Here is a 21,708-nt window from a genome sequence, read left to right as displayed (position 1 = left end):
TCAAAGTGTTTCGGTGGTCATAGCGTGAGGGAAACGCCCGGTTACATTTCGAACCCGGAAGCTAAGCCTTACAGCGCCGATGGTACTGCAGGGGGGACCCTGTGGGAGAGTAGGACGCCGCCGAACTCCTTTTAGAGCTCTGGCTCTTGGGCACACCGCCCAGGAGCCAGAGCTTTTTTGCGTTGAGGTAGGGTCGGGGAGCATCGTAGGCACGTTTATCCCAGGAGGCTCCCGGGTGGAGGTCCAGGAGACCCGGGTCCAGACGGACCGGGTCCTCACCATCCCGAACATCCTCAGCATGGCGCGGCTCCTCGGAGTGCCGCTGTTCCTGTGGTTGATCCTCCGGCCGGAGTTCGGCGGCCCCAAGAGCGACGGCTGGGCCCTGCTGGTCCTGGCGCTGAGCGGCGTCAGCGACTACCTGGACGGCAAGCTCGCCCGCCGCTGGAACCAGATCAGCAGCCTCGGCCGGCTGCTCGACCCGGCGGCCGACCGGCTCTACGTCCTCTCCACGCTCCTGGGGCTCACCTGGCGCGAGATCCTGCCCGTCTGGCTCACCGCGCTCCTCCTGGCCCGGGAACTGATGCTCTTGGTCGCCGTGGCCGTCCTCAGACGGCACGGCTATCCGCCTCCCCAGGTCAACTTCCTGGGGAAGGCCGCGACGTTCAACCTGATGTACGCATTCCCCCTCCTCCTGCTCAGCGACGGAAGCGGATGGATCGCGTCAGTGGCCGCGGTTTTCGGATGGGCGTTCGCGGTGTGGGGTACAACCCTCTATTGGTGGGCAGGAGTGCTCTACGTGGTACAAGTCCGCCGCCTGGTCCGTGCGGACGCCATGGCCGGCTGAGCTCGCCAATGGGGGCGGCTGCGATGGCTCGATGGCCCGCTGCGCGAAAGTGCGGGACAATCTTGACGGGTGAAGTCGGCTAGACCGTCGTCTCTTGGAGGAGGACGCTTCCGACATGAAGGCCGTCGTGATGGCCGGAGGCGAAGGCACACGCCTTCGCCCCATGACCTCGAGCATGCCGAAACCGCTCCTGCCGGTGGCCAACCGGCCGATCATGGAGCACGTTCTCCGGCTGCTCAAAAGGCACGGGCTGAACGAGACAGTCGTGACCGTCCAGTTCCTGGCCTCCATGGTCAAGAACTACTTCGGTGACGGTGAAGAGCTCGGCATGGAGCTCACCTATGCCAATGAGGAGAAGCCCCTCGGCACCGCCGGAAGCGTCAAGAACGCCGAAGAGGCGTTGAAGGACGACGCCTTCCTCGTCATCTCCGGCGACGCGCTGACCGACTTCGACCTCACCGACCTGATCCGGTTCCACAAGGAAAAGGGCGCGATGGTGACCGTGTGTCTCACCCGCGTACCCAACCCCCTGGAATTCGGCATCACCATCGTCGACGAGGAGGGCAAGGTCGAGCGCTTCCTCGAGAAGCCGACCTGGGGCCAGGTCTTCTCCGACACCGTCAACACCGGCATCTACGTGATGGAGCCCGAGGTCTTCGACTACGTGGACCCCGATGTCCCCGTCGACTGGTCCGGTGACGTCTTCCCGCAGCTGATGAAGGAAGGCAAGCCGATCTACGGCTATGTCGCCGAGGGCTACTGGGAGGACGTCGGCACCCACGAGAGCTACGTGAAGGCCCAGGCCGACGTGCTCGAGGGCAAGGTCGACGTCGAGATCGACGGCTTCGAGATCTCCCCGGGCGTCTGGGTCGCCGAGGGCGCCGAGGTGCACCCCGACGCCGTCCTCCGCGGTCCGCTCTACATCGGCGACTACGCCAAGGTCGAGGCCGACGCGGAGATCCGCGAGCACACCGTCGTCGGATCCAACGTCGTCGTGAAGAGCGGCGCCTTCCTGCACAGGGCGGTCGTCCACGACAACGTGTACATCGGACAGCACAGCAACCTGCGCGGCTGCGTCGTCGGAAAGAACACCGACATCATGCGCGCGGCGCGGATCGAGGACGGCGCGGTCATCGGCGACGAGTGCCTGATCGGTGAAGAATCGATCGTCCAGGGCAACGTCCGGGTGTACCCGTTCAAGACGATCGAGGCCGGCGCCTTCGTCAACACGTCCGTCATCTGGGAGTCGCGGGGCCAGGCGCACCTCTTCGGGGCGCGCGGTGTCTCCGGCATCCTGAACGTGGAGATCACCCCGGAGCTGGCCGTGCGCCTCGCCGGCGCCTACGCGACCACGCTCAAGAAGGGTTCCACCGTCACCACGGCACGCGACCACTCGCGTGGCGCCCGGGCGCTCAAGCGGGCGGTCATCTCGGCCCTGCAGGCCAGTGCCATCGACGTACGGGACCTGGAGAACGTGCCGCTGCCGGTGGCGCGTCAGCAGACCGCGCGCGGCAGCGCCGGCGGCATCATGATCCGGACGTCGCCGGGCGTGCCGGACTCCGTCGACATCATGTTCTTCGACGGTCAGGGCGCCGACCTGTCCCAGGGCAGCCAGCGCAAGTTGGACCGGGTGTTCGCCCGCCAGGAGTACCGGCGGGCCTTCCCCGGCGAGATCGGCGACCTGTACTTCCCGTCCAGCGTCTTCGACTCGTACACCGGATCGCTGCTGCGGAACGTCGACACCACCGGGATCGCCGAATCCGGACTCAAGGTCGTGGTGGACGCCTCGAACGGCAGTGCCGGACTGGTGCTGCCCAGCCTGCTGGGCAAGCTCGGCGTGGACTCGCTGACCATCAATCCCGGTCTCGACGAGTCGCGGCCGACGGAGACCGGGGACATGCGCCGGGCGGGCCTGGTGCGTCTCGGGGAGATCGTGGGCTCCTCGGGCGCCGCGTTCGGCGTCCGCTTCGACCCGGTGGGCGAGCGGCTCTCCCTCGTGGACGAGAAGGGCCGCATCATCGAGGACGACCGGGCCCTGCTGGTCATGCTCGACCTCGTCGCGGCCGAGCGGCGCAGCGGCCGGGTCGCGCTGCCGGTGACCACCACCCGCATCGCGGAGCAGGTGGCCGCCTACCACGGCACGCAGGTCGAGTGGACGACCACCTCGCCCGACGACCTGACCAGGGTCGGCGGCGAGGAGGGGACGATCTTCGGCGGCGACGGCAAGGGCGGATTCATCGTCCCCGAGTTCAGCAGCGTCTACGACGGCACCGCCGCGTTCGTCCGGCTGATCGGTCTGGTGGCGCGCACCCAGCTCACGCTGAGCCAGATCGACGCGCGGATCCCGCGGGCGCACGTCCTCAAGCGGGACCTGGCCACCCCGTGGGCGGTGAAGGGCCTGGTGATGCGCCGGGTCGTGGAGGCGGCCGGAGACCGCCATGTCGACACCACGGACGGCGTGCGGGTGGTCGAGACCGACGGCCGCTGGGTCATGGTCCTGCCGGACCCGGCCGAGGCGGTGACGCACCTGTGGGCCGAGGGCCCGGACGACGCCTCCGCGAAGAGCCTGCTGGAGGAGTGGTCGGCGGTCGTGGACAGCGCGGGCCGCTGAGCCGCCGCGTCGGGCGTTCCACCGCCCTCGGGCGGTAAAACGGACACCACGCGCGCGTGCCGGACAAGTGTCCCCAAGGGGGCCTGTCCGGCACGCCGGTGGGGCCGTTCGGAGTACGCGGCCACCACGTGCGACGATGTGCGGCATGCCGCAGCAATCCCCCATTCGGAGCATCCCCGCGCGGCCCTCCCGTCCGGATGCCTCCATGTCGTTGATCACCAACGTCATGGACCACAGCCTCGACGACGGATACGCCGAGGCCGCTGCCCGGAAGCAGGCCGCGGGCGAGGGTGGCATGCCGCGGACGCTCAAGGCGCGCCTGGGGCTGGCGGCCGGTCTGGTGCTGGCGGCACTCGTCGTCACCGTGGGAGCGGCGCAGACACGTGTGGCGGCCCCGGTCGTGGCCAAGGAGCGCCAGGAGCTGATCGACCGCATCGACAGCGAGACCGCGGCGGCGGACAAGCTGGAGGGGAGTGTCGACGCCCTGCGGGACGACGTGGCCGCGCGGCAGCGCCAGGCCCTGCGCAAGAGCGGCGGCAACGAACGTGCCGACCTGGTGAGCATTCTGTCGGGGGCCACCGCGGTGCACGGCCCGGGCGTCCGGCTCGTCGTCAACGACGCCAAGGAGGCCACCAGCGGCGGCAACGGCGACCCGCGCGAGACGGCGGACTTCTCCGACACCGGCCGGGTGCGCGACCGGGACATGCAGCGCGTGGTGAACGGGCTGTGGCAGTCCGGGGCCGAGGCCGTCTCGATCAACGGGCAGCGGCTGACCGCCCTGTCCGCGATCCGGGCCGCGGGTGACGCCATACTGGTGGACAACAGGCCGCTGGTACCGCCGTACACGGTGCTCGCGGTGGGGGACGGCGAGCGCTTGAGCAACAGCTTCCAGAACAGCCCGGACGGGCTGTATCTGCACGCCCTGCAGGAGAACTACGGCATCCGGACCAGCATCTCCGCGGAGAGCGACGTCCGGCTGCCCGCCGCACCGAGTGTGATCGTACGTACTGCACAGCCGAGCACTGAGAAGGGCACATCGTGATCGCCGTACTGGGCCTCGTCGTGGGCGTCGTGGCCGGACTGCTGGTCCGGCCGGAGGTTCCCGCGGTCGTCGAGCCGTATCTGCCGATCGCCGTGGTGGCGGCGCTGGACGCGGTCTTCGGCGGTCTGCGGGCCATGCTGGACGGCATCTTCGACGACAAGGTCTTCGTCGTGTCCTTCCTGTCGAACGTCGTCGTGGCCGCGCTGATCGTGTTCCTCGGCGACAAGCTGGGCGTCGGCGCCCAGCTGTCCACCGGGGTCGTGGTCGTCCTCGGCATCCGTATCTTCTCCAACGCCGCGGCGATCCGGCGGCACGTGTTCCGGGCGTGAGGCCGATGAGCAACCAGGACGAACAGTCGCAGCAGCCGTCCCCGGCGGGACCGGCCGAGGAGCAGCGCGAGAACAGGCTGCGCAGGGAACTGCCCGACGAGGTGCCGCCGCGGGCCGCCGGCAAGACCCCGGGTGCGGCGGAGCCGCCCGGGGAGAGCGGATCCAAGGCTTCCGGAGCCGGCGCGCCCCCACCGGGCGCCACCCGGCCGGAGACCGGCGCCCGGCCTGCCGGGCCGTCGCGTCCCGCCGGGCCGTCCGGACCCACCACCCCGTTCGGGCGCCCCGTCCCTTCCGGTCCCGGCACGCCCTCCGGTCCGTCCGCGCGGACGACCGGGCCGATGGTGCAGCCCGGGACGCCCGCGCCGTCCGGCAGCTCCGGGCCGGCCTCGTCGCCCGTGTGGCCCGGCCCGTCGGCCGGCGCCGAGCGGGCCCCGGTCGGCGGCACCGCCGAGGGCGCCGGTTCCGCCGGGCCGCGGGACGCTCGGCAGGACGGCCCCGCCGAGCCCGAACTGACCGGCCGCCAGCGGCTCGGCCAGGGCATCTGGCCGCCGCGGATCACCCGGGCGCAACTCATCGTCGCGCTGTTGCTGTTCGGCCTCGGCTTCGGGCTGGCCGTCCAGGTCGCCTCCAACTCGGACAGCGACAGCGCGCTGCGCGGCGCCCGCCAGGAGGATCTCGTGCGCATCCTCGATGAACTGGACGGCCGGACCCAGCGTCTTGAGGACGAGAAGCAGGGTCTCGAGAAGCAGCGCCAGGAGCTGGAGAACAGCTCGAACCAGGCCGCGGAGGCCCGCAGGCAGACGGCCGAGAAGGAGAAGCAACTGGGCATCCTCGCGGGCACGGTGGCTGCGCAGGGGCCCGGCATCACGATCTCCGTCGGGGACCCGAAGGGGACGGTCCAGTCCGACATGCTGCTCGACGCGATACAGGAGCTGCGTGCCGCCGGGGCCGAGGCGATCCAGGTGAACGGGGTGCGCGTGGTCGCGAACACGTTCGTCTCGGATTCCGGGAAGAGCGTGGACGTCGACGGGAACAAGATCAACGCCCCGTATCGTTTCAAGGTCATCGGCAAGCCGCAGGACCTCGAACCGGCGCTCAACATTCCTGGAGGCGTGGTGCAGACCCTGGAGAAGGAGCAGGCCACGGTGACCGTGGAGCGGTCGGACAAGATCGTCGTGGACGCCTTGCGAGCGGCGAAGCGGCCTGACTACGCTCGGTCGTCCTCCCAGTGAACCGGGGGTGCATGGCGTCCGCCCGGCAGGGGCATGAGGTTGCGGGGGGTCGGCGCACCGATTGGGTGCCGCGTGGTGGAAACTGTTTGGCGGATACGGACGTTGTGAAGATGTCCGGGTCGGCCGGTGTATGCAATCAGGGTTCGTCCTGCCCCACGGGCGGGTCTGTTTCGGTCAAGGGGAATCGCCCGTGAAGTTGTTTGCGAAGTTGTTCGGCAAGAGCGCGCGAGAGGGCGGCGACAACGCGACCGCTCGTCATCGCGCACAGCCCGATGCGGAGGGCCAGCGCCCTCTGTTCCGGGATCAGGTCGCCGGTCAGGGCGGTGACCTTTCCGGTGGTCAGGGCGCGCCGTCTGTTGACCCTGCCCAGTCGAGCGGCATAGGTTTCGGGCAACCGTCAACCTCAGGTACGGGTGGAGGGTTTGCCGCCGACCCGTACGCGTCCCATGCCCCCGCGGGGCAGCCTCGGCAGGAGGATCCGTCCATGTCGGCCCTGGTGTGTACGAGGTGCGGTAACCGCAATCCTGAGAACAGCCGCTTCTGCTCGAACTGCGGCGCGCCGCTGAGGCCCGGTGCCACTCCGGAGCGCCCTTCGGAGACCACGTCCACGATCTCCATCTCCGGCCTGGAGGCCTACGACGCGGAGGCCACCGGTCAGACGCCGATGCTGTCGCCCGAGGCCCAGGCGGCCGTCGACGCGCTGCCGCTCGGCTCCGCGCTCCTGGTGGTGCGCCGCGGTCCGAACTCGGGCAGCCGCTTCCTCCTGGACGGCGAGCTGACCACGGCCGGGCGCCACCCGCAGAGCGACATCTTCCTGGACGACGTGACGGTCTCGCGCCGCCACGTGGAGTTCCGGCGCAGCCCGGACGGCTCCTTCACGGTCGCCGACGTCGGCAGCCTCAACGGCACCTACGTCAACCGTGAGCGTATCGACCAGGTCGCCCTGTCCAACGGCGACGAGGTGCAGATCGGCAAGTACCGGCTGGTCTTCCACTCGAGCCGGCAGGCCATCTGACCCGTCCCGGACTCGGTCCGGGGGGACCCCAGGGAAGGTCCATGCGTCAAACACCGAGCGGCGGTGCCGGTCACGGCGCCGCCGCCGCGGACAGTGGGCTGATGAGCATCGGCGCGGTGCTGGGCGCGCTGCGTGACGAGTTCCCCGAAGTCACCATCTCCAAGATCCGTTTCCTGGAGGCGGAGGGGCTCATCGAGCCGCGGCGCACACCCTCCGGCTACCGCAAGTTCAGCCCGGAGGACCTGGAGCGCCTGGCCCGGGTCCTGCGCATGCAGCGGGACCACTACCTGCCGCTGAAGGTGATCCGCGAGCATCTGGACGCCATGGCGCGCGGTGAGGCCGTGGCCCTGCCCGTCCTCGCCCGGCAGCGGGACGGCGAGCCCCCGCCGGCACCGCCGGGGGTGCCCGTGGCGGTCCGGGTCGGACGGGAGGAGCTCCTCGCCGCCTCCGGGATCACCGACGGCGACCTGCGGGAGTGGGAGTCGTACGGCCTGATCACTCCACTGGACGGCGGGTCCTACGACGCCGAGGCGGTCACCGTCGCCTCGCTCGTCACCGAGCTGGGACGCTTCGGGATCGAGCCGCGGCACCTCCGGGTGATGAAGGCCGCCGCGGACCGCGAGGCAGGACTCGTCGACCAGGTGGTGGCCCCGCTCAGGCGCCACCGCAACCCGCAGACCCGGGCGCACGCCGAGGACCGGGCCCGGGAGCTGGCGGTGCTCACGGTGAAGCTGCACGCGGCCCTGGTGCAGACCGCGCTCGGTGTCCGCCTGCCCTGAGCAGCGGCTGAGCGTGCCCCGCGGCCCGGACCGGGGGCGGCCGGATCGGCCTCCCGATTCCGGCCCGACTACCCAAACCTCCCGGGCACGGCCTAGGGTTGCTGTGTGAACGAGCTCGATGTCGTAGGTGTCCGGGTCGAAATGCCCTCCAACCAACCGATCGTGCTCCTGCGCGAAGTGGGAGGCGACCGCTACCTCCCCATCTGGATCGGGCCGGGGGAGGCGACGGCGATCGCCTTCGCGCAGCAGGGCATGGCCCCCGCGCGGCCGCTGACCCACGACCTCTTCAAGGATGTGCTGGAGGCCGTCGGCCAGGAGCTCACCGAGGTGCGCATCACGGACCTGCGTGAGGGCGTCTTCTACGCCGAGCTGGTCTTCGCCAGCGGAGTCGAGGTGAGCGCGCGCCCTTCGGACGCCATAGCGCTGGCCCTGCGCACCGGGACGCCGATCTTCGGCAGTGACACGGTGCTCGACGACGCGGGCATCGCGATCCCGGACGAGCAGGAGGACGAGGTCGAGAAGTTCCGCGAGTTCCTCGACCAGATCTCGCCCGAGGACTTCGGCACCAGCAGCCAGTGACCGGCCGCCGGCGCCCCTGACGGTGGCCCCGGGCCGGGGATGCCTCCGCGGGGGCGTGCACCATCCGCGGCGTTGTCACGTCGTGCGCACATGCCACCGGCGAGTGTGGGCGTCCTGCGGCTCTTCGCGGACACATTCGGCTAGCCTTTCCCCGCGGTGGGACACGGGAAACCACTCTTAGGGTGATTATCACTCGGCGTGCCGAGTGTGGCGATCGTTGACGCACCCCTGGTGACTGCCTACCGTCGAGGAGGCAGGTCAAGGACGGAGGTCGGCGTGAGAAGCAGCGGCGACGGTACGGCTGGGGGTGCCCCCGGACGCAGTGTCGGGGGCGGCGGTCCGTACCCTCCACCGAGCTCTCGGCTCGCCTCGAGCGGGGGGTATCCCCATCACGGCGGCGCGGCCGACCACGCTCCGCAGCGGCCGACGGCCGTGCCGGACAGCGGAGGGTCGACGTCCATGGCGTCCGAGCAGATCGGCTACCGCGGGCCCACGGCCTGCGCCGCCGCCGGCATCACGTACCGCCAACTGGACTACTGGGCCCGCACCGGCCTGGTGGAGCCCAGCGTGAGGCCCGCCCACGGCTCCGGCACGCAGCGGCTGTACAGCTTCCGCGACGTGGTCGTACTGAAGATCGTCAAGCGGTTCCTCGACACCGGCGTCTCCCTGCAGAACATCCGCACCGCCGTGCATCACCTGCGCGAGCGCGGATTCAGCGACCTGGAGCGCATGACGCTGATGAGCGACGGCGCCACGGTCTACGAGTGCACCTCCCCGGACGAGGTGCACGACCTGCTCCAGGGCGGCCAGGGGATCTTCGGGATCGCCGTCGGCGTGGTGTGGCGGGACGTCGAGAGCGCGCTGTCGCAGCTGCACGGAGAGCGGGTCGACACCGGCGAGACCCTCCTCGGGCACAACCCGGGCGACGAGCTGGCCAGGCGGCGCAACCGGGCCGTCTGACGGCGGTTTCGCGCCCCGTGCGAGCGGGCCTGCCGCCGCGTTGTCAGTGGTGTGGTGCAGCATCGGAGATGTGAGAACCGCGCCCACCATCCTGCACCTCGACATGGATGCCTTCTACGCCTCGGCGGAGCAGGCGTCCAAGCCGAGCCTGCGCGGGAAGGCGGTCGTCGTCGGCGGTCTGGGTCCGCGCGGGGTGGTCGCCACCGCGTCGTACGAGGCGCGGGTCTTCGGGGTGCACTCGGCCATGCCGATGGGCCAGGCGCGTCGGCTGGCGCCGAACGCCGCGTACCTGGTGCCGCGCTTCGGCTTCTACCGGTCGATCAGCGAGCAGGTGATGGCGCTGCTGCGGGCGCTGTCGCCGCTGGTGGAGCCGCTGAGCCTGGACGAGGCCTTCGTGGACCTGGAGGCGGGGGAGAGGGCCTGGGACGCGGAGTCGGCCCGCCGGGTCGGGGTGCGGCTGCGCGCCGACATCCGTGCCGTCACCGGGCTGACCGGGTCCGTGGGGCTGGCCGCGTCCAAGATGCTGGCCAAGATCGCTTCGGAGCAGGCCAAGCCCGACGGGCTCGTGCTCATCCAACCGGGCAGTGAGCGGGCCCTCCTCGGTCCCCTGTCGGTACGGACCCTGCCCGGGGTCGGACCGGCCACCGGTGACCATCTGCGCCGGGCCGGGATCCACACCGTCGAGGAGCTGGCCGAGGCCGGCGAGGACGAGCTGGTGCGGCTGGTGGGCAAGGCGCACGGGCATGCGCTGTACGCCATGGCGCTGGCACACGACGAGCGCCCGGTGGTCGCCGAGCGCGGGGCCAAGTCGGTGTCGGTGGAGGACACCTACGACGTGGACATCCACGACCGGCTCCGGGTGGGCCTGGAGGTGCAGCGGCTGGCCGACCGGTGCGTGCGGCGGCTGCGCGGGGCGGGGCTGTCCGGCCGGACCATCGTGCTGAAGGTCCGGCGCTACGACTTCTCGACACTGACCCGTTCGGAGACGCTGCGCGGGCCGACGGACGATCCGGCGGTGGTGCGGGAGGCGGCGGCCCGGCTGCTGGACGCCGTGGACACCACGGGCGGGGTGCGGCTCCTCGGCGTCGGCGTCTCCGGCCTCGCCGACTACACGCAGGAGGACCTGTTCGCGCAGGCGGCGGGCGCACCGGTCGAACTTCCGGCGGAGGAGCCCGCGGACGCGCCCGCCGAGGTGCGGCCCGCTCCGACCGAGCGCCACTGGCGGTCGGGCAACGACGTGCGGCACGAGCGGTACGGGCACGGATGGGTCCAGGGCAGCGGGCTCGGCCGGGTCACCGTCCGGTTCGAGACCCCCGACTCCGCACCGGGGCGCGTCCGGACGTTCCGGGTCGACGACCCGGGGCTGGAGCCGGCGGATCCGCTGCCGCTGGTGACCCGAAGACCGGGCGGGCCCGTCGGGTCGCCCGGCGCCGGCCCGTCGCCGACCGGCCCGGCCGACGCGGGCCCGGCCGGGACCGCACCGACGGGGTGGCCGGGCGGTCCCCGGTCCGGCGACGGGGGGGTTGCGGGGGCTGCGGGACCCGTGCGGGAGCATGCGGACGCGGACGTGTCCGGCGCGGTTCCGGGAGACCCGGGCGCGCCGGGGGAGTACCGGGCTTCCGCGGGCGCGGCCGGTGCGCGCCGGGCGCCGGCAGGTGCGGACGGTGCGGTGGGTTCGGGCAGTGCACGCGGGGCCGGGGCCCCGGGTCAGGAGTCTTCCGAGCCCGAGCCCGCCAGCTTGCCGAAGTCGCGGTCCGGGACGTGCGGGCCCATGGACACGTCGAGTCCGTAGTGGTGGTAGAGCTGCAGCTCCTGCTCCGGTGAGAGATGGCGGCCGACCCCGAAGTCGGGGGCGTCCTTGATGAGCGTCCGGTCGAAGGGGACGCGCAGCGCGCCCTCGACCAGCTCGCTGGGTTCCAGGGGCACGAAGGCGTCCCGGGAGAACAGGCCGGTGCGTATCGCCGCCCACTCCGGCACCCCGGTCGCGTCGTCGAGGTAGACCTCGTCCACCGTGCCGATCTTGGTGCCGTTGCGGTCGAACGCCTTGCGGCCGATCAGGTTGCGCGGATCGATTTCGGTCTGCACGGGCCCTCCACGTGGTCGCAACTCATCCGTAAGCTCTACAAAAGAGCACAATGTGCGTGGCGGCCACTCGAAAACCTGGCTTTCGGCCCGCTGGTACGCTGGCAGCGGCTGCTGACCCCGCGCGGGAGAGTCCTCCGGTTCACCGGAGGCGCCGAAGGAGCAAATCCTCCCCGGAATCTCTCAGGCACACGTACCGCGCGGACGAGGTCACTCTGGAAAGCAGAGCGGATGTCGACGGCTTCCGTTCTCACCGACGGTGAAAGCCGGGAGCCCTCGGGCGGCCCGGTGAAGCTCTCAGGTCGAGATGACAGAGGGGGAGGCCGTTCGGGCACCCGCGCCGTGGTGCCCTCGAAGGTCGCGTCAGACCAGGAGGCCTCCGCCATGACCGCCCATCGCATTCCGCTCTCCGAGCTCGAGCAGGGAACGCCCTTCGAGCAGCGCCACATCGGCCCCGACCACGAGGCCAGGGCCAAGATGCTGGCGCAGGTCGGCTACGGCTCGCTCGACGACCTCACCGCCGCCGCGGTCCCGGACGTGATCAAGAACGCCGACGCGCTCGACCTGCCCGGTGCGCGCACCGAGGCCGAGGTGCTGGCCGAGCTGCGCACGCTCGCCGACCGCAACCAGGTCCTCGGCTCCATGATCGGCCTCGGGTACTACGGCACCTTCACGCCTCCGGTCATCCTGCGCAACGTCATGGAGAACCCGGCCTGGTACACGGCGTACACGCCCTACCAGCCGGAGATCTCCCAGGGCCGCCTGGAGGCGCTGCTCAACTTCCAGACGGTGGTCGCCGAGCTGACCGGCCTGCCCACCTCCGGCGCCTCGCTGCTGGACGAGGGCACGGCCGCCGCCGAGGCCATGGCCCTGTCCCGGCGCATGGGCCGGAACAAGAAGGGCCTCTTCCTGATCGACGCCGACGCGCTGCCGCAGACCGTCGCGGTGATCCGGACCCGCGCCGAACCGACCGGCGTCGAGGTCGTCGTGGCCGACCTCTCCGAGGGCATCCCGGCCGGGATCGCCGAGCGCGAGATCAACGGTGTCCTCCTGCAGTACCCCGGGGCCTCCGGTGCCGTGCGCGACCTCAAGCCGGTCATCGACCAGGCGCACGAGCTGGGCGCGCTGGTGACGGTCGCGGCGGACCTGCTGGCCCTGACCCTGCTCACCTCGCCCGGAGAGCTCGGCGCGGACATCGCCGTCGGCACCACCCAGCGCTTCGGCGTGCCGATGGGCTTCGGCGGTCCGCACGCCGGCTACATGGCAGTGCACGAGAAGTTCGCCCGCAGCCTGCCCGGCCGCCTGGTCGGCGTCTCCGTCGACGCCGACGGCAACAAGGCCTACCGCCTGGCGCTGCAGACCCGCGAGCAGCACATCCGCCGCGAGAAGGCCACCAGCAACATCTGCACCGCCCAGGTGCTGCTCGCCGTCATGGCCGGGATGTACGCCGTCTACCACGGCCCCGAGGGCCTGCGGGCCATCGCGCGCCGCACCCACCGCTACGCCTCCGTGCTCGCCGCGGGGCTCACGGCCGGCGGTGCCGAGGTGGTGCACGGCTCGTACTTCGACACGCTGACCGTGCGCGTCCCCGGTCGGGCCGCGGACGTCGTGGCCGCCGCCCGCCGCGACGGGATCAACCTCCACCAGGCCGACGCCGACCACGTCTCCCTCGCCTGCGACGAGACCACCACGCGGGCCCAGCTGCGCACCGTGTGGTCCGCGTTCGGCGTCGCCGGCGACATCGACGCGCTGGACGCGGCCGCCGGGGACAGCCTGCCGGAGTCGCTGGTGCGCACCGACGACTACCTCGCGCACCCGGTCTTCCACCAGTACCGCTCCGAGACCGCGATGCTGCGCTACCTGCGCAAGCTCGCCGACCGCGACTACGCGCTCGACCGCGGCATGATCCCGCTGGGCTCCTGCACCATGAAGCTCAACGCGACCACGGAGATGGAGCCGGTCACCTGGCCCGAGTTCGGTCAGCTGCACCCCTTCGCGCCCGCCGAGCAGGCGGAGGGCTACCTGACCCTCATCCGCGAGCTGGAGGAGCGCCTCGCCGAGGTCACCGGCTACGACAAGGTCTCCCTCCAGCCGAACGCGGGCTCGCAGGGCGAGCTGGCCGGTCTCCTCGCGGTCCGCGGCTACCACCGCGCCAACGGCGACGACCAGCGCACCGTCTGCCTGATCCCGTCCTCCGCGCACGGCACCAACGCCGCCAGCGCCGTGATGGCGGGCATGAAGGTCGTCGTGGTCAGGACCGCCGACGACGGCGAGATCGACGTCGAGGACCTGCGCGCCAAAATCGAGCAGTACCGCGACGAGCTCGCCGTGCTGATGATCACCTACCCCTCCACCCACGGCGTCTTCGAGGAGCACGTCGCGGACATCTGCGCGGCCGTGCACGACGCCGGCGGCCAGGTCTACGTGGACGGCGCCAACCTCAACGCCCTGGTCGGACTGGCCAAGCCCGGCCGGTTCGGCGGCGACGTCTCGCACCTGAACCTGCACAAGACCTTCTGCATCCCGCACGGCGGCGGCGGCCCGGGCGTCGGCCCGGTGGGCGTGCGCGCGCACCTGGCGCCGTACCTGCCGAACCACCCGCTGCAGCCCGCGGCCGGTCCCGACACCGGCGTCGGCCCCATCTCGGCCGCGCCGTGGGGCTCGGCCGGCATCCTCCCCATCTCCTGGGCGTACGTGCGCCTCATGGGCGGCGAGGGCCTCAAGCGCGCCACGCAGGTGGCCGTGCTGTCCGCCAACTACGTCGCCAAGCGCCTCGAGCCGCACTACCCGGTGCTCTACACCGGCCCCGGTGGTCTCGTCGCGCACGAGTGCATCATCGACCTGCGCCCGCTGACCAAGTCGACCGGTGTCAGCGTCGACGACGTCGCCAAGCGCCTGATCGACTACGGCTTCCACGCGCCGACGATGTCCTTCCCGGTGGCCGGCACGCTGATGATCGAGCCGACCGAGTCCGAGGACCTGGCCGAGCTGGACCGGTTCTGCGAGGCGATGATCGAGATCCGTGCCGAGATCGAGAAGGTCGGCGCCGGTGAGTGGCCCGCGGACGACAACCCGCTGCGCGGTGCCCCGCACACGGCGAACGCGCTCGCCGGGGACTGGGAGCACGCCTACAGCCGCGAGGCGGCCGTCTTCCCGGCCGGTGTCTCGGTCGCCGACAAGTACTGGCCGCCGGTGCGCCGCATCGACCAGGCCTACGGCGACCGGAACCTGGTCTGCTCGTGCCCGCCGCTGGACGCGTACGAGGACTGACCACCCCACGGACCGAGCACCTCACGCTCCTGGCTCCGCCCCGGCTGTCGACGGCCGGGGCGGAGCCCTCGTGCGTGCGGGCCGCCGGGGCCGGGGTCAGGCCGTGGCGAGGGACACCTCGGTCGACTTGATGAGGGCGACGACCGGCGATCCCGTCTCCAGGCCGAGGTCCGCGACGGCGTCCCGGGTGATCGCCGCGGTCACCTCGCCGCCGTCCACCCCGACCTTCACCGACGCCATGGCCTCCCCGGCGGTGACGCCCGTGACGGTGCCGGGCAGCCGGTTGCGGATCGACAGGCCCTCGACCGGCCCGGTGGACAGCGCCACCTCCGTCGACTTCACCAGGGCCCGCACGGCGGAGCCCGCGGCCAGGCCCAGATCGTCGACGGCCTCCCGGGTGACGGCCGCGGTGAGGTCCTGCCCGCCGTACAGGCGGATCCTGACGGTGGCCATGGCCTCGCCGGGGGTGATGCCGGTGACGGTGCCGGAGAGCTGGTTGCGGATGGACAGGGTCATGGGCGCGCCTCGCAGAGGTGGGGGGCCGGAGGTCGTCTCCCGCCGTCGCGACCCTCACCGTAGCCGCGGGCGGAGGGTCAGGCCGGGTAGGCGTGCGTCTGCGCCGCCTTGACCGTCGCCCAGACCGGTGCACCGGGGTGCAGGTCGAGTTCGGCCGCGGCGACCGTCGTCAGGTCCGCTGCGAGCGGCAGTTCGCCGACGAGGTCCACGCGCAGCTGGTCGCCGTGGCTCTCCAGGCCGGCGACCTCGCAGGCCCACAGGTTGCGGGCGCTGGAGCCGAGGGGCCGCTCCCGGTACAGGGTGACGGCGCCCGGGGGGAAGGCCACGCAGACCGGTCCGGACAGGGCGTCGGCGGTGGTGATGGAGGGGCCGCCCTCCAGCCGGACGGTGTGTCCGTCGGCCCGGCCCCGGTACAGGTTCAGGCCGACCAGCTGGGCGATGTAGTCCGTGCGGGGGCGGCGGGCGATCTCGGCGGGGACGCCCTCCTGGACCACGGCGCCGTCCTCGACGACGACGAGCCGGTCGGCCAGCACCATCGCGTCCAGCGGATCGTGGGTGACGAGGACGGCGACCGCCTCGAACGCCGCGAGGTGGTGCCGGAGCCGGCCGCGGACCTCCAGCCGGGTCCGGGCGTCCAGCGCGGCGAGCGGCTCGTCCAGGAGCAGCAGCCGGGGCCGGATGGCGAGCGCGCGGGCGAGCGCGACCCGCTGGGCCTGCCCGCCGGACAGCCGGCGCGGCCGGGCGGCGGCGTGCTCGGCGAGGCCCATCCGCTCCAGCCAGGAGGCGGCGTCGGCGCGGGCGTCCGCCTTCGAGGCACCCCGGCAGCGCGGTCCGAACGCCACGTTGTCCAGCGCGGACAGGTGCGGGAAGAGCAGGTAGTCCTGGAAGACCACCCCGACCGGGCGGCACTCGGGCGGGGTGCGGTCCAGGTCGGTGCCGTCCAGGCGCAGGTGCCCGTCGGAGAGCGGGGTGAGACCGGCGAGGGCGCGCAGAGCGGTGGTCTTCCCGGCGCCGTTCGGGCCGAGCAGGGCGACGACCTCGCCGGGGGCGGCGGTCAGCGCCACGTCGAGCCGGAAGGCGCCGCGGTCGACGACGAGCCGGGCGTCGAGTCCCGGCGCGCCGAGCTTCTGCGCGGACGCGCGGCCGGCGGTGCCGGTGAGGTCGGTCATGAGGTCGTCATCCAGCGGTCGCGCAGCCCGGCCAGGACCGCGACGGACACGACGAGCAGCACCAGGCTCAGGGCGATGGCGGCGGCCGGGTCGTTCTGCAGTGCCAGGTAGACCGCGAGGGGCATGGTCTGGGTCCGGCCGGGGAAGTTGCCGGCGAAGGTGATCGTGGCGCCGAACTCGCCCAGGGCGCGCGCCCACGCGAGCACGGCGCCCGCCGCGATGCCGGGCGCGATCAGCGGCAGGGTCACCCGCCGGAACGCGGTGAAGCGGGAGGCGCCCAGGGTGGTCGCCGCCTCCTCGAACCGCGGGTCCGCGGCGCGCAGGGTGCCCTCGACGCTGATCACCAGGAACGGCATGGCGACGAACGCCTCCGCGACCACCACCCCGGCGGTGGTGAACGGCAGGGTGATCCCGAACCAGGCGTCCAGCCACTGCCCGACGACGCCGTTGCGTCCGAGTGCCAGCAGCAGTGCGACGCCGCCCACCACCGGCGGCAGGACCAGCGGCAGTGTGACCAGGGCCCGGACGAGGGCCCGGCCGGGGAAGTCGGTGCGGGCCAGCAGCCAGGCCAGCGGCACCCCGAGGGCGAGGCTGACCGCGGTCGCGAGGGTGGCCGTGACCAGGGACAGCCGCAGCGCCTGCCACACCTCCGGGCTGGTCAGCTCGGAGGGCAGGCTGCGCCACGGCGCCCGCACCAGCAGGGCGAGCAGCGGCAGCAGCAGGAAGGCCAGGCCCACCAGCGCGGGGACCAGCAGGGGCAGTGGCGCCCCGCGGGACGGATGCCCGCGCCGCGGCCGGTCCGCCCGCGCCGCGGCAGGGGAGCTGTCCGTGGACGTCATGGCTTGAGGAACCCGGCGGCGGTGAGCACCTTCTGGCCCTCGGGGGAGCGGACCAGGTCGATGAACGCCTTCGCCGTGGTGGCGTTCTGCGCGTTCTTGAGCAGGGCGATCGGATAGTCGTTGACGGCCTTCGCCGACTCGGGGAACTCCACGCCCTCCACCGTGTCACCCGCCGCCCTCACATCGGTCCGGTAGACGACGGCGGCGTCGGCCTCCTTCAGCTCCACCTTCGTCAGGGCGCTCTTGACGTCCTGCTCGTAGGAGACCGGGGTCAGCTTCAGACCGCCGGCGGCCAGCGCCTTCTGGGCGGCGGCGCCGCACGGCACGGTCCGGTCGCAGAGCACGACCTTCAGGCCGGACCGGGTCAGGTCCTTCAGGGAGGACACCTTGTGCGGGTTGCCGGGCAGGGTGGCGATCTCCAGCTGGTTGCGCACGAAGGTGGCGGGCGGGCCTGCCGCGTCCTTCCTGCCCGTCACGATCGCCATGGTCTTGGGGCTGGCGGCGGCGAACACGTCGGCCGGGGCACCGCCGGTGATGCCCGCGGCGAGGCTGTCGCTGCCGCCGAAGCTGAAGGTGACCCCGGTGCCCGGGTGCTGCCGCTCGAACTCCTTGCCGAGCGCCGTGAAGCTCTCCTTGAGGGAGGCGGCCGCGAACACCGTGATGTTTCCGGACAGCTTGGACGAGGAGGAGCCGGCGGCGGGGGACGCGCCGGATCCCGTGGACGGGTCCGACGAGGAGGAGCAGGCGCTCAGGGCCAGCAGCGCGGCGACTCCGGCACCGGCCAGCTGCACGGTGCGACGGGTCCGGCGCGCGGAACGGATCATCACGGTTACTCCCTTTTGTGCTGCTCACCAGGGCATGCGGGCCCTGCCACGGCCGGTGGGGGCCCTGCCGCGATGATACTGCCGCACATGCAAGGCGTAAGTCTTCTGTTGCATCGCATGAGCTGGTCCAGGGGTGCACAGAGGCATGCATGTGCGTTTGTACGGGGCGTCGGTACGGGTACGGTTCTGCGGGGGCGTGCCCGGTGCCGCCCCCGGGAGGTGGTGCCCCGTGAGCCAGTCCCCGCCCCGGCCGTCCGTCGCGCAGGCGCCCTGCGCGGAGCTCTCCCTGACCGGCGACCTCGGCCGCCCGGCCCGCCTCACCGTGCCGGACCTGATGGGATGGCCCCTGCATCGGGTCCGCGTCGCCTTCGCGTGCGCCACCAGCGGGGTGCAGCACCACCGCTTCTCCGGGCCGCGGCTGTACGACGTGCTCGCCGACGCGCGCCCCGGGTTCGATCCGGCCCGCCGCAAGGACCGGCTGCGCTTCCTGATCGGCGTCACCGGCACCGACGGCCACCGGGCGCTGCTGACCTGGGCGGAGATCGACCCGGACTTCGCCGACGCCCCGGTCCTGCTCGCCGTGAGCGTCGACGGCGCACCGCTGGACCGCGCCGGACCGCAGCTCGTGCTGCCGCAGGACCGCTGCGGCGCCCGGCACATCAGTGGGATCCGCGCGATCCGGGTGGACGGCGGCTACGGCCGGAGACCGTGAGACCGGGGCGTGGGACCGGAGCACCGGACCGGAGCTCCTCGGCGCCGCTCGTGCGGGCTCCCGCGCGGGCTGTCAGACGCGGTCGACGTGGACGTTCGTCGACTTCACCCGCGCGGTGGCCTCCATGCCGACCTCCAGGCCCAGCTCCTCGACGGCCTCGCGGGTGAGCAGGGAGACGAGGCGGTGCGGGCCCGCCTGGATCTCGACCTGCGCCGCGACGTCGCCGAGCTTGATGGCGGTCACGATGCCGGGGAAGGCGTTGCGCACCGACGTGGACGAGGGGCCCTCCTCGCCGTCCCCGGTGCGGGCGAGCTCGACCGAGAAGGCGGCCAGGTCGCGCCCGTCGACGACCCGCCGTCCGCTGTCGTCGCGGTGCGTGGCGACCCGGCCCGCGTCCGCCCAGCGGCGGGCGGTGTCGGGGCTGACCCCGAGCAGCCGTGCGGCCTGGCCGATCGTGTAGGACTGCATGCCGGTCACGATAGGGCCAGGCCGGGCGGGCGGCGGACACCGGGCGGCCCGTCGGCGTGGACGCCGGCACCGGCCGCCCACCGCCCGCCTGCGCGAGGATCGCCACCGGCCGACCGGCGCGCCCGGCCCGGGTGTCCGGCCTGCGCCGGTCCCGTGCCGCCCGTCCGCGCCCGGCTCGCTCGGCCGCTGTCCCGCCGGGCCCCGTCCCGCTCAGCCGGTGTGTACCCGGGGCCGCACGGTGCGGTCCGGCTCCGCCTCGCGCAGCACCTCGCGCGTGACCGGGGCGACCTCGCCCTGGCCGAAGAGGAAGAAGCGCAGGAAGTTGGCGAAGGGGCTGCCCTCGGTCCACTCGAAGTAGATGTGCGGGGTGCAGCCGGTCGTCTCGCGCACGTGCAGCAGGAGTGCGGCCAGCGCGTTGGGGACGGAGGAGGACTGGAGGGTCAGCACCCGGTAGCGGTTGTGCAGGACCTCCCCGTGCACCGTCAGACCGGCCTCGAAGTCGGAGGGGTCGGTGACCGTCACCTCGACGAAGACGAAGTCCTCGGTGGCCGGGATCTCGTTGTCCTGCCGGATCTGCTCGATCTTGTCGCGGTACTCGGCCTTGTCGCGCGGGCCGGGCTTGTTGGCGATGAAGCGCATCTTGCGGCTGGCGATGTCCCGGACGAACCGCTCCGCCAGGGGGTCCATCGTCACGCTGGTCACCCGCAGCTCGAAGGAGCGGATCAGCCGGGACAGCAGGGAGACGAGGATGATCCCGACGATGAAGCAGGCGCCGATCTTCACGCCGTCGGGGCGTTCCATGACGTTGACGACGGTCGTGTAGAGGAAGACCGTCGAGATCACGGCGAACGCGACCGTCCCTCTCCGCTGGCCCGCCTTGCGCGCGGCGATGGTCACCGCGATCGCCGCCGAGCTGATCAGCACCAGCACGCCGGTGGCGTAGGCGCCGCCCTGCTTGTCGACATTGGCGTCGAAGATCCAGGTGACCAGGAAGCCGATGAGGGTGAAGACGAGGACCATCGGGCGGACGGCCCGCGCCCAGTGCGGTGCCATGCCGTAGCGGGGGAGGTAGCGGGGCATCAGGTTGAGCAGGCCGGCCATCGCGGAGGCGCCGGCGAACCACAGGATGGCGATGGTGGAGGCGTCGTAGACCGTGCCGAAGCCGTTGCCCAGGTACTCGTGGGCCAGGAAGGCGAGGGCCCGGCCGTTGGCCTGGCCGCCGGGCTGGAAGTCCTTCGCCGGAATGAGCAGGGTGGTGATGAAGCTGGTCGCGATGAGGAAGCAGCTCATGATCAGGGCCGCGGTGGTGAGCAGCTTGCGGGTGTCCCGGATCCGGCCGGTGGGGCGCTCCTCGGTGTCGTCCGGGTTGCCCTTCACATGCGGCATGACGGCGACGCCGGTCTCGAAGCCGGACAGGCCGAGCGCCAGCTTGGGGAACACCAGCAGGGCCACGCCGATCATGGCGAATACGTTTCCGTGCTGGGCGAGCAGCGCGTCCGACCAGTCGGCGATCACATGGCCCGCGGTGACGACGTGCCACAGGCCGACGGCCACGACGACGAGGTTCAGCACCAGATAGACGCCGACCAGGGCGACGGCGACGCCGATGGCCTCCAGGAAGCCCTTCAGGAACACCGCGCCGAGCAGCGCCACCAGCAGCAGCGTGATCAGCATCTGGTGGTTGTGCAGCGCGCTCGTCAGGTGCGGGTTCTCCACCAGGTGGGTCGAGGCGTCGGCGGCCGACAGGGTGATGGTGATGAGGAAGTCGGTGGCGGCGAAGCCGAGCAGGGTCAGCACGAACAGCTTGCCCTGCCAGAACGACAGCAGCCGCTCCAGCATGGCGATGGAGCCCTCGCCGTGCGGGCTCTCCGCGGCGACCCGGCGGTACACGGGCAGCGCCCCTGCGAGCGTGACCAGCACCAGGACCAGGGTCGCCACCGGGGACAGCAGACCGGCCGCGAGGGCCGCGATGCCGGGCTGGTAGCCGAGCGTGGAGAAGTAGTCGACACCCGTCAGGCACATCACCCGCCACCAGCGCTGCCCCTTGTGCGGGGGCTCGGGCAGGGCGTGCGGGGCCTGCTGCATGCCCTTGCCCATGTCGGACAGGCCCTCCAGCATCCAGGCGCGCAGACGACTGGGAGGGTGTTGAGTGGTGGCCATCGGCCCTGCTCCTGGTGTGCAGTTCAGCGTGGATCGGCCATCACGCGGATGGCGGCACCAGCGTATGCGGAGCGTGACGTGGGGGCCTGCGCTCAGGGGGGCGACCGGCATCAATCTTCCGTTAAGAATGCCCGGGCGGCGCGGCCTGCGGGGTGGAACCCGCGGTCAGGGGGGCGTGCGGCGCCCGCTGGACCGTACGGGGGAGGCGGGGAGCGGGGGCGCGGCAGACTCCCCGGGGCGGTCGGCGGACACGCACAGTCGCGGGCCCCCACCGGAC

The 21,708-nt window shown here is 72.1% G+C and carries 18 protein-coding genes, 1 rRNA gene, 1 pseudogene and 1 riboswitch; of the genes and pseudogenes, 13 read left to right on the top strand and 7 right to left on the bottom strand.

Features of this window, described 5'->3' with window-relative positions; genetic code table 11:
• The first annotated feature begins 9 nt into the window (after window positions 1-9).
• From rrf to P3H78_RS13740, 11 genes and pseudogenes are all read left to right on the top strand, one after another.
• A 5S ribosomal RNA gene (gene rrf / locus P3H78_RS13790) occupies window positions 10-126 on the top strand.
• Window positions 127-235: 109 nt separating this feature from the next.
• Complete coding sequence (gene clsA / locus P3H78_RS13785) at window positions 236-844, top strand: cardiolipin synthase ClsA (RefSeq protein ID WP_276109219.1); 609 nt, start codon at window positions 236-238, stop codon at window positions 842-844.
• A gap of 115 nt (window positions 845-959) precedes the next feature.
• On the top strand, window positions 960-3,455 hold the full coding sequence (locus P3H78_RS13780) for a mannose-1-phosphate guanyltransferase (protein ID WP_276109218.1): 2,496 nt from the start codon (window positions 960-962) through the stop codon (window positions 3,453-3,455).
• A 205-nt stretch (window positions 3,456-3,660) separates the two neighbouring features.
• Window positions 3,661-4,497 carry a DUF881 domain-containing protein gene (locus P3H78_RS13775; protein ID WP_276109217.1) on the top strand — a complete coding sequence of 279 codons (837 nt, stop codon included), beginning with the start codon at window positions 3,661-3,663 and terminating at the stop codon, window positions 4,495-4,497.
• Window positions 4,494-4,826 carry a small basic family protein gene (locus P3H78_RS13770; protein ID WP_003988855.1) on the top strand — a complete coding sequence of 111 codons (333 nt, stop codon included), beginning with the start codon at window positions 4,494-4,496 and terminating at the stop codon, window positions 4,824-4,826. Before P3H78_RS13775 ends, P3H78_RS13770 begins: the two co-directional genes overlap by 4 nt.
• Window positions 4,827-5,164: 338 nt before the next feature.
• On the top strand, window positions 5,165-6,058 hold the full coding sequence (locus tag P3H78_RS13765; RefSeq protein ID WP_276109240.1) for a DUF881 domain-containing protein: 894 nt from the start codon (window positions 5,165-5,167) through the stop codon (window positions 6,056-6,058).
• A 130-nt stretch (window positions 6,059-6,188) separates the two neighbouring features.
• On the top strand, window positions 6,189-7,073 hold the full coding sequence (locus tag P3H78_RS13760) for an FHA domain-containing protein (protein WP_276109239.1): 885 nt from the start codon (window positions 6,189-6,191) through the stop codon (window positions 7,071-7,073).
• A 41-nt stretch (window positions 7,074-7,114) separates the two neighbouring features.
• Complete coding sequence (ftsR, locus tag P3H78_RS13755) at window positions 7,115-7,852, top strand: transcriptional regulator FtsR (protein WP_276109216.1); 738 nt, start codon at window positions 7,115-7,117, stop codon at window positions 7,850-7,852.
• Between the two features lie 105 nt (window positions 7,853-7,957).
• Window positions 7,958-8,431: a bifunctional nuclease family protein gene (locus tag P3H78_RS13750; RefSeq protein ID WP_037684412.1), complete on the top strand. Its 474-nt coding sequence runs from the start codon at window positions 7,958-7,960 to the stop codon at window positions 8,429-8,431.
• A gap of 276 nt (window positions 8,432-8,707) precedes the next feature.
• Window positions 8,708-9,391: a MerR family transcriptional regulator gene (locus P3H78_RS13745; protein WP_276109215.1), complete on the top strand. Its 684-nt coding sequence runs from the start codon at window positions 8,708-8,710 to the stop codon at window positions 9,389-9,391.
• Between the two features lie 70 nt (window positions 9,392-9,461).
• Window positions 9,462-10,934: pseudogene (locus tag P3H78_RS13740) on the top strand (DNA polymerase IV); the annotation flags it as partial.
• A gap of 164 nt (window positions 10,935-11,098) precedes the next feature.
• Here P3H78_RS13740 and P3H78_RS13735 read toward each other — a convergent pair.
• Entirely contained in the window at window positions 11,099-11,476 is a 378-nt protein-coding gene (locus P3H78_RS13735) for a PRC-barrel domain-containing protein (protein WP_276109213.1), read from the bottom strand.
• A gap of 112 nt (window positions 11,477-11,588) precedes the next feature.
• Window positions 11,589-11,682, top strand: a riboswitch (glycine riboswitch).
• 175 nt (window positions 11,683-11,857) lie between these two features.
• Between P3H78_RS13735 and gcvP the strand changes: the two genes are divergently transcribed.
• The gene (gene gcvP, locus P3H78_RS13730; protein ID WP_276109212.1) at window positions 11,858-14,743 is read left to right on the top strand and encodes an aminomethyl-transferring glycine dehydrogenase; all 2,886 of its coding nucleotides are present in this window, start codon (window positions 11,858-11,860) and stop codon (window positions 14,741-14,743) included.
• Window positions 14,744-14,839: 96 nt separating this feature from the next.
• On the opposite strand, the gene P3H78_RS13725 is transcribed toward gcvP, so the two are convergent.
• The 4 genes from P3H78_RS13725 to modA all read right to left on the bottom strand — a co-directional run bounded on the left by P3H78_RS13725 (window position 14,840) and on the right by modA (window position 18,091).
• Entirely contained in the window at window positions 14,840-15,259 is a 420-nt protein-coding gene (locus tag P3H78_RS13725; RefSeq protein ID WP_276109211.1) for a TOBE domain-containing protein, read from the bottom strand.
• A 77-nt stretch (window positions 15,260-15,336) separates the two neighbouring features.
• Complete coding sequence (locus P3H78_RS13720) at window positions 15,337-16,428, bottom strand: ABC transporter ATP-binding protein (RefSeq protein ID WP_276109210.1); 1,092 nt, start codon at window positions 16,426-16,428, stop codon at window positions 15,337-15,339.
• Entirely contained in the window at window positions 16,425-17,267 is an 843-nt protein-coding gene (locus P3H78_RS13715; RefSeq protein ID WP_276109209.1) for an ABC transporter permease, read from the bottom strand. Before P3H78_RS13715 ends, P3H78_RS13720 begins: the two co-directional genes overlap by 4 nt.
• Entirely contained in the window at window positions 17,264-18,091 is an 828-nt protein-coding gene (gene modA, locus P3H78_RS13710) for a molybdate ABC transporter substrate-binding protein (RefSeq protein ID WP_276109208.1), read from the bottom strand. Before modA ends, P3H78_RS13715 begins: the two co-directional genes overlap by 4 nt.
• A gap of 229 nt (window positions 18,092-18,320) precedes the next feature.
• On the opposite strand from modA, the gene P3H78_RS13705 reads away from it, so the two are divergent.
• The gene (locus tag P3H78_RS13705; RefSeq protein WP_276109207.1) at window positions 18,321-18,803 is read left to right on the top strand and encodes a molybdopterin-dependent oxidoreductase; all 483 of its coding nucleotides are present in this window, start codon (window positions 18,321-18,323) and stop codon (window positions 18,801-18,803) included.
• A gap of 72 nt (window positions 18,804-18,875) precedes the next feature.
• On the opposite strand, the gene P3H78_RS13700 is transcribed toward P3H78_RS13705, so the two are convergent.
• Both P3H78_RS13700 and P3H78_RS13695 read right to left on the bottom strand, forming a co-directional pair.
• A complete protein-coding gene (locus P3H78_RS13700; protein WP_276109206.1) occupies window positions 18,876-19,271 on the bottom strand; it encodes a TOBE domain-containing protein in 396 nt (131 codons plus the stop codon).
• A gap of 210 nt (window positions 19,272-19,481) precedes the next feature.
• Complete coding sequence (locus P3H78_RS13695) at window positions 19,482-21,431, bottom strand: APC family permease (protein WP_276109205.1); 1,950 nt, start codon at window positions 21,429-21,431, stop codon at window positions 19,482-19,484.
• Window positions 21,432-21,708 lie beyond the last annotated feature (277 nt).

This window comes from Streptomyces tropicalis (assembly GCF_029269835.1).
Lineage (GTDB): Bacteria > Actinomycetota > Actinomycetes > Streptomycetales > Streptomycetaceae > Streptomyces > Streptomyces tropicalis.
Note: the sequence above shows the minus strand (reverse complement) of the source record. Positions and strands in the feature narration are given on the sequence as shown.

Bases quoted from the DNA above. Each gene is read 5' to 3' on its own strand.
- P3H78_RS13780 (WP_276109218.1), top strand. From the start codon at position 960: ATGAAGGCCGTCGTGATGGCCGGAGGCGAAGGCACACGCCTTCGCCCC.
- P3H78_RS13715 (WP_276109209.1), bottom strand. From the start codon at position 17,267: ATGACGTCCACGGACAGCTCCCCTGCCGCGGCGCGGGCGGACCGGCCG.
- P3H78_RS13720 (WP_276109210.1), bottom strand. From the start codon at position 16,428: ATGACCGACCTCACCGGCACCGCCGGCCGCGCGTCCGCGCAGAAGCTC.
- gcvP (WP_276109212.1), top strand. From the start codon at position 11,858: ATGACCGCCCATCGCATTCCGCTCTCCGAGCTCGAGCAGGGAACGCCC.
- ftsR (WP_276109216.1), top strand. From the start codon at position 7,115: ATGCGTCAAACACCGAGCGGCGGTGCCGGTCACGGCGCCGCCGCCGCG.
- P3H78_RS13700 (WP_276109206.1), bottom strand. From the start codon at position 19,271: ATGCAGTCCTACACGATCGGCCAGGCCGCACGGCTGCTCGGGGTCAGC.
- P3H78_RS13725 (WP_276109211.1), bottom strand. From the start codon at position 15,259: ATGACCCTGTCCATCCGCAACCAGCTCTCCGGCACCGTCACCGGCATC.
- P3H78_RS13765 (WP_276109240.1), top strand. From the start codon at position 5,165: ATGGTGCAGCCCGGGACGCCCGCGCCGTCCGGCAGCTCCGGGCCGGCC.
- modA (WP_276109208.1), bottom strand. From the start codon at position 18,091: ATGATCCGTTCCGCGCGCCGGACCCGTCGCACCGTGCAGCTGGCCGGT.
- P3H78_RS13760 (WP_276109239.1), top strand. From the start codon at position 6,189: ATGCAATCAGGGTTCGTCCTGCCCCACGGGCGGGTCTGTTTCGGTCAA.
- P3H78_RS13695 (WP_276109205.1), bottom strand. From the start codon at position 21,431: ATGGCCACCACTCAACACCCTCCCAGTCGTCTGCGCGCCTGGATGCTG.
- P3H78_RS13775 (WP_276109217.1), top strand. From the start codon at position 3,661: ATGTCGTTGATCACCAACGTCATGGACCACAGCCTCGACGACGGATAC.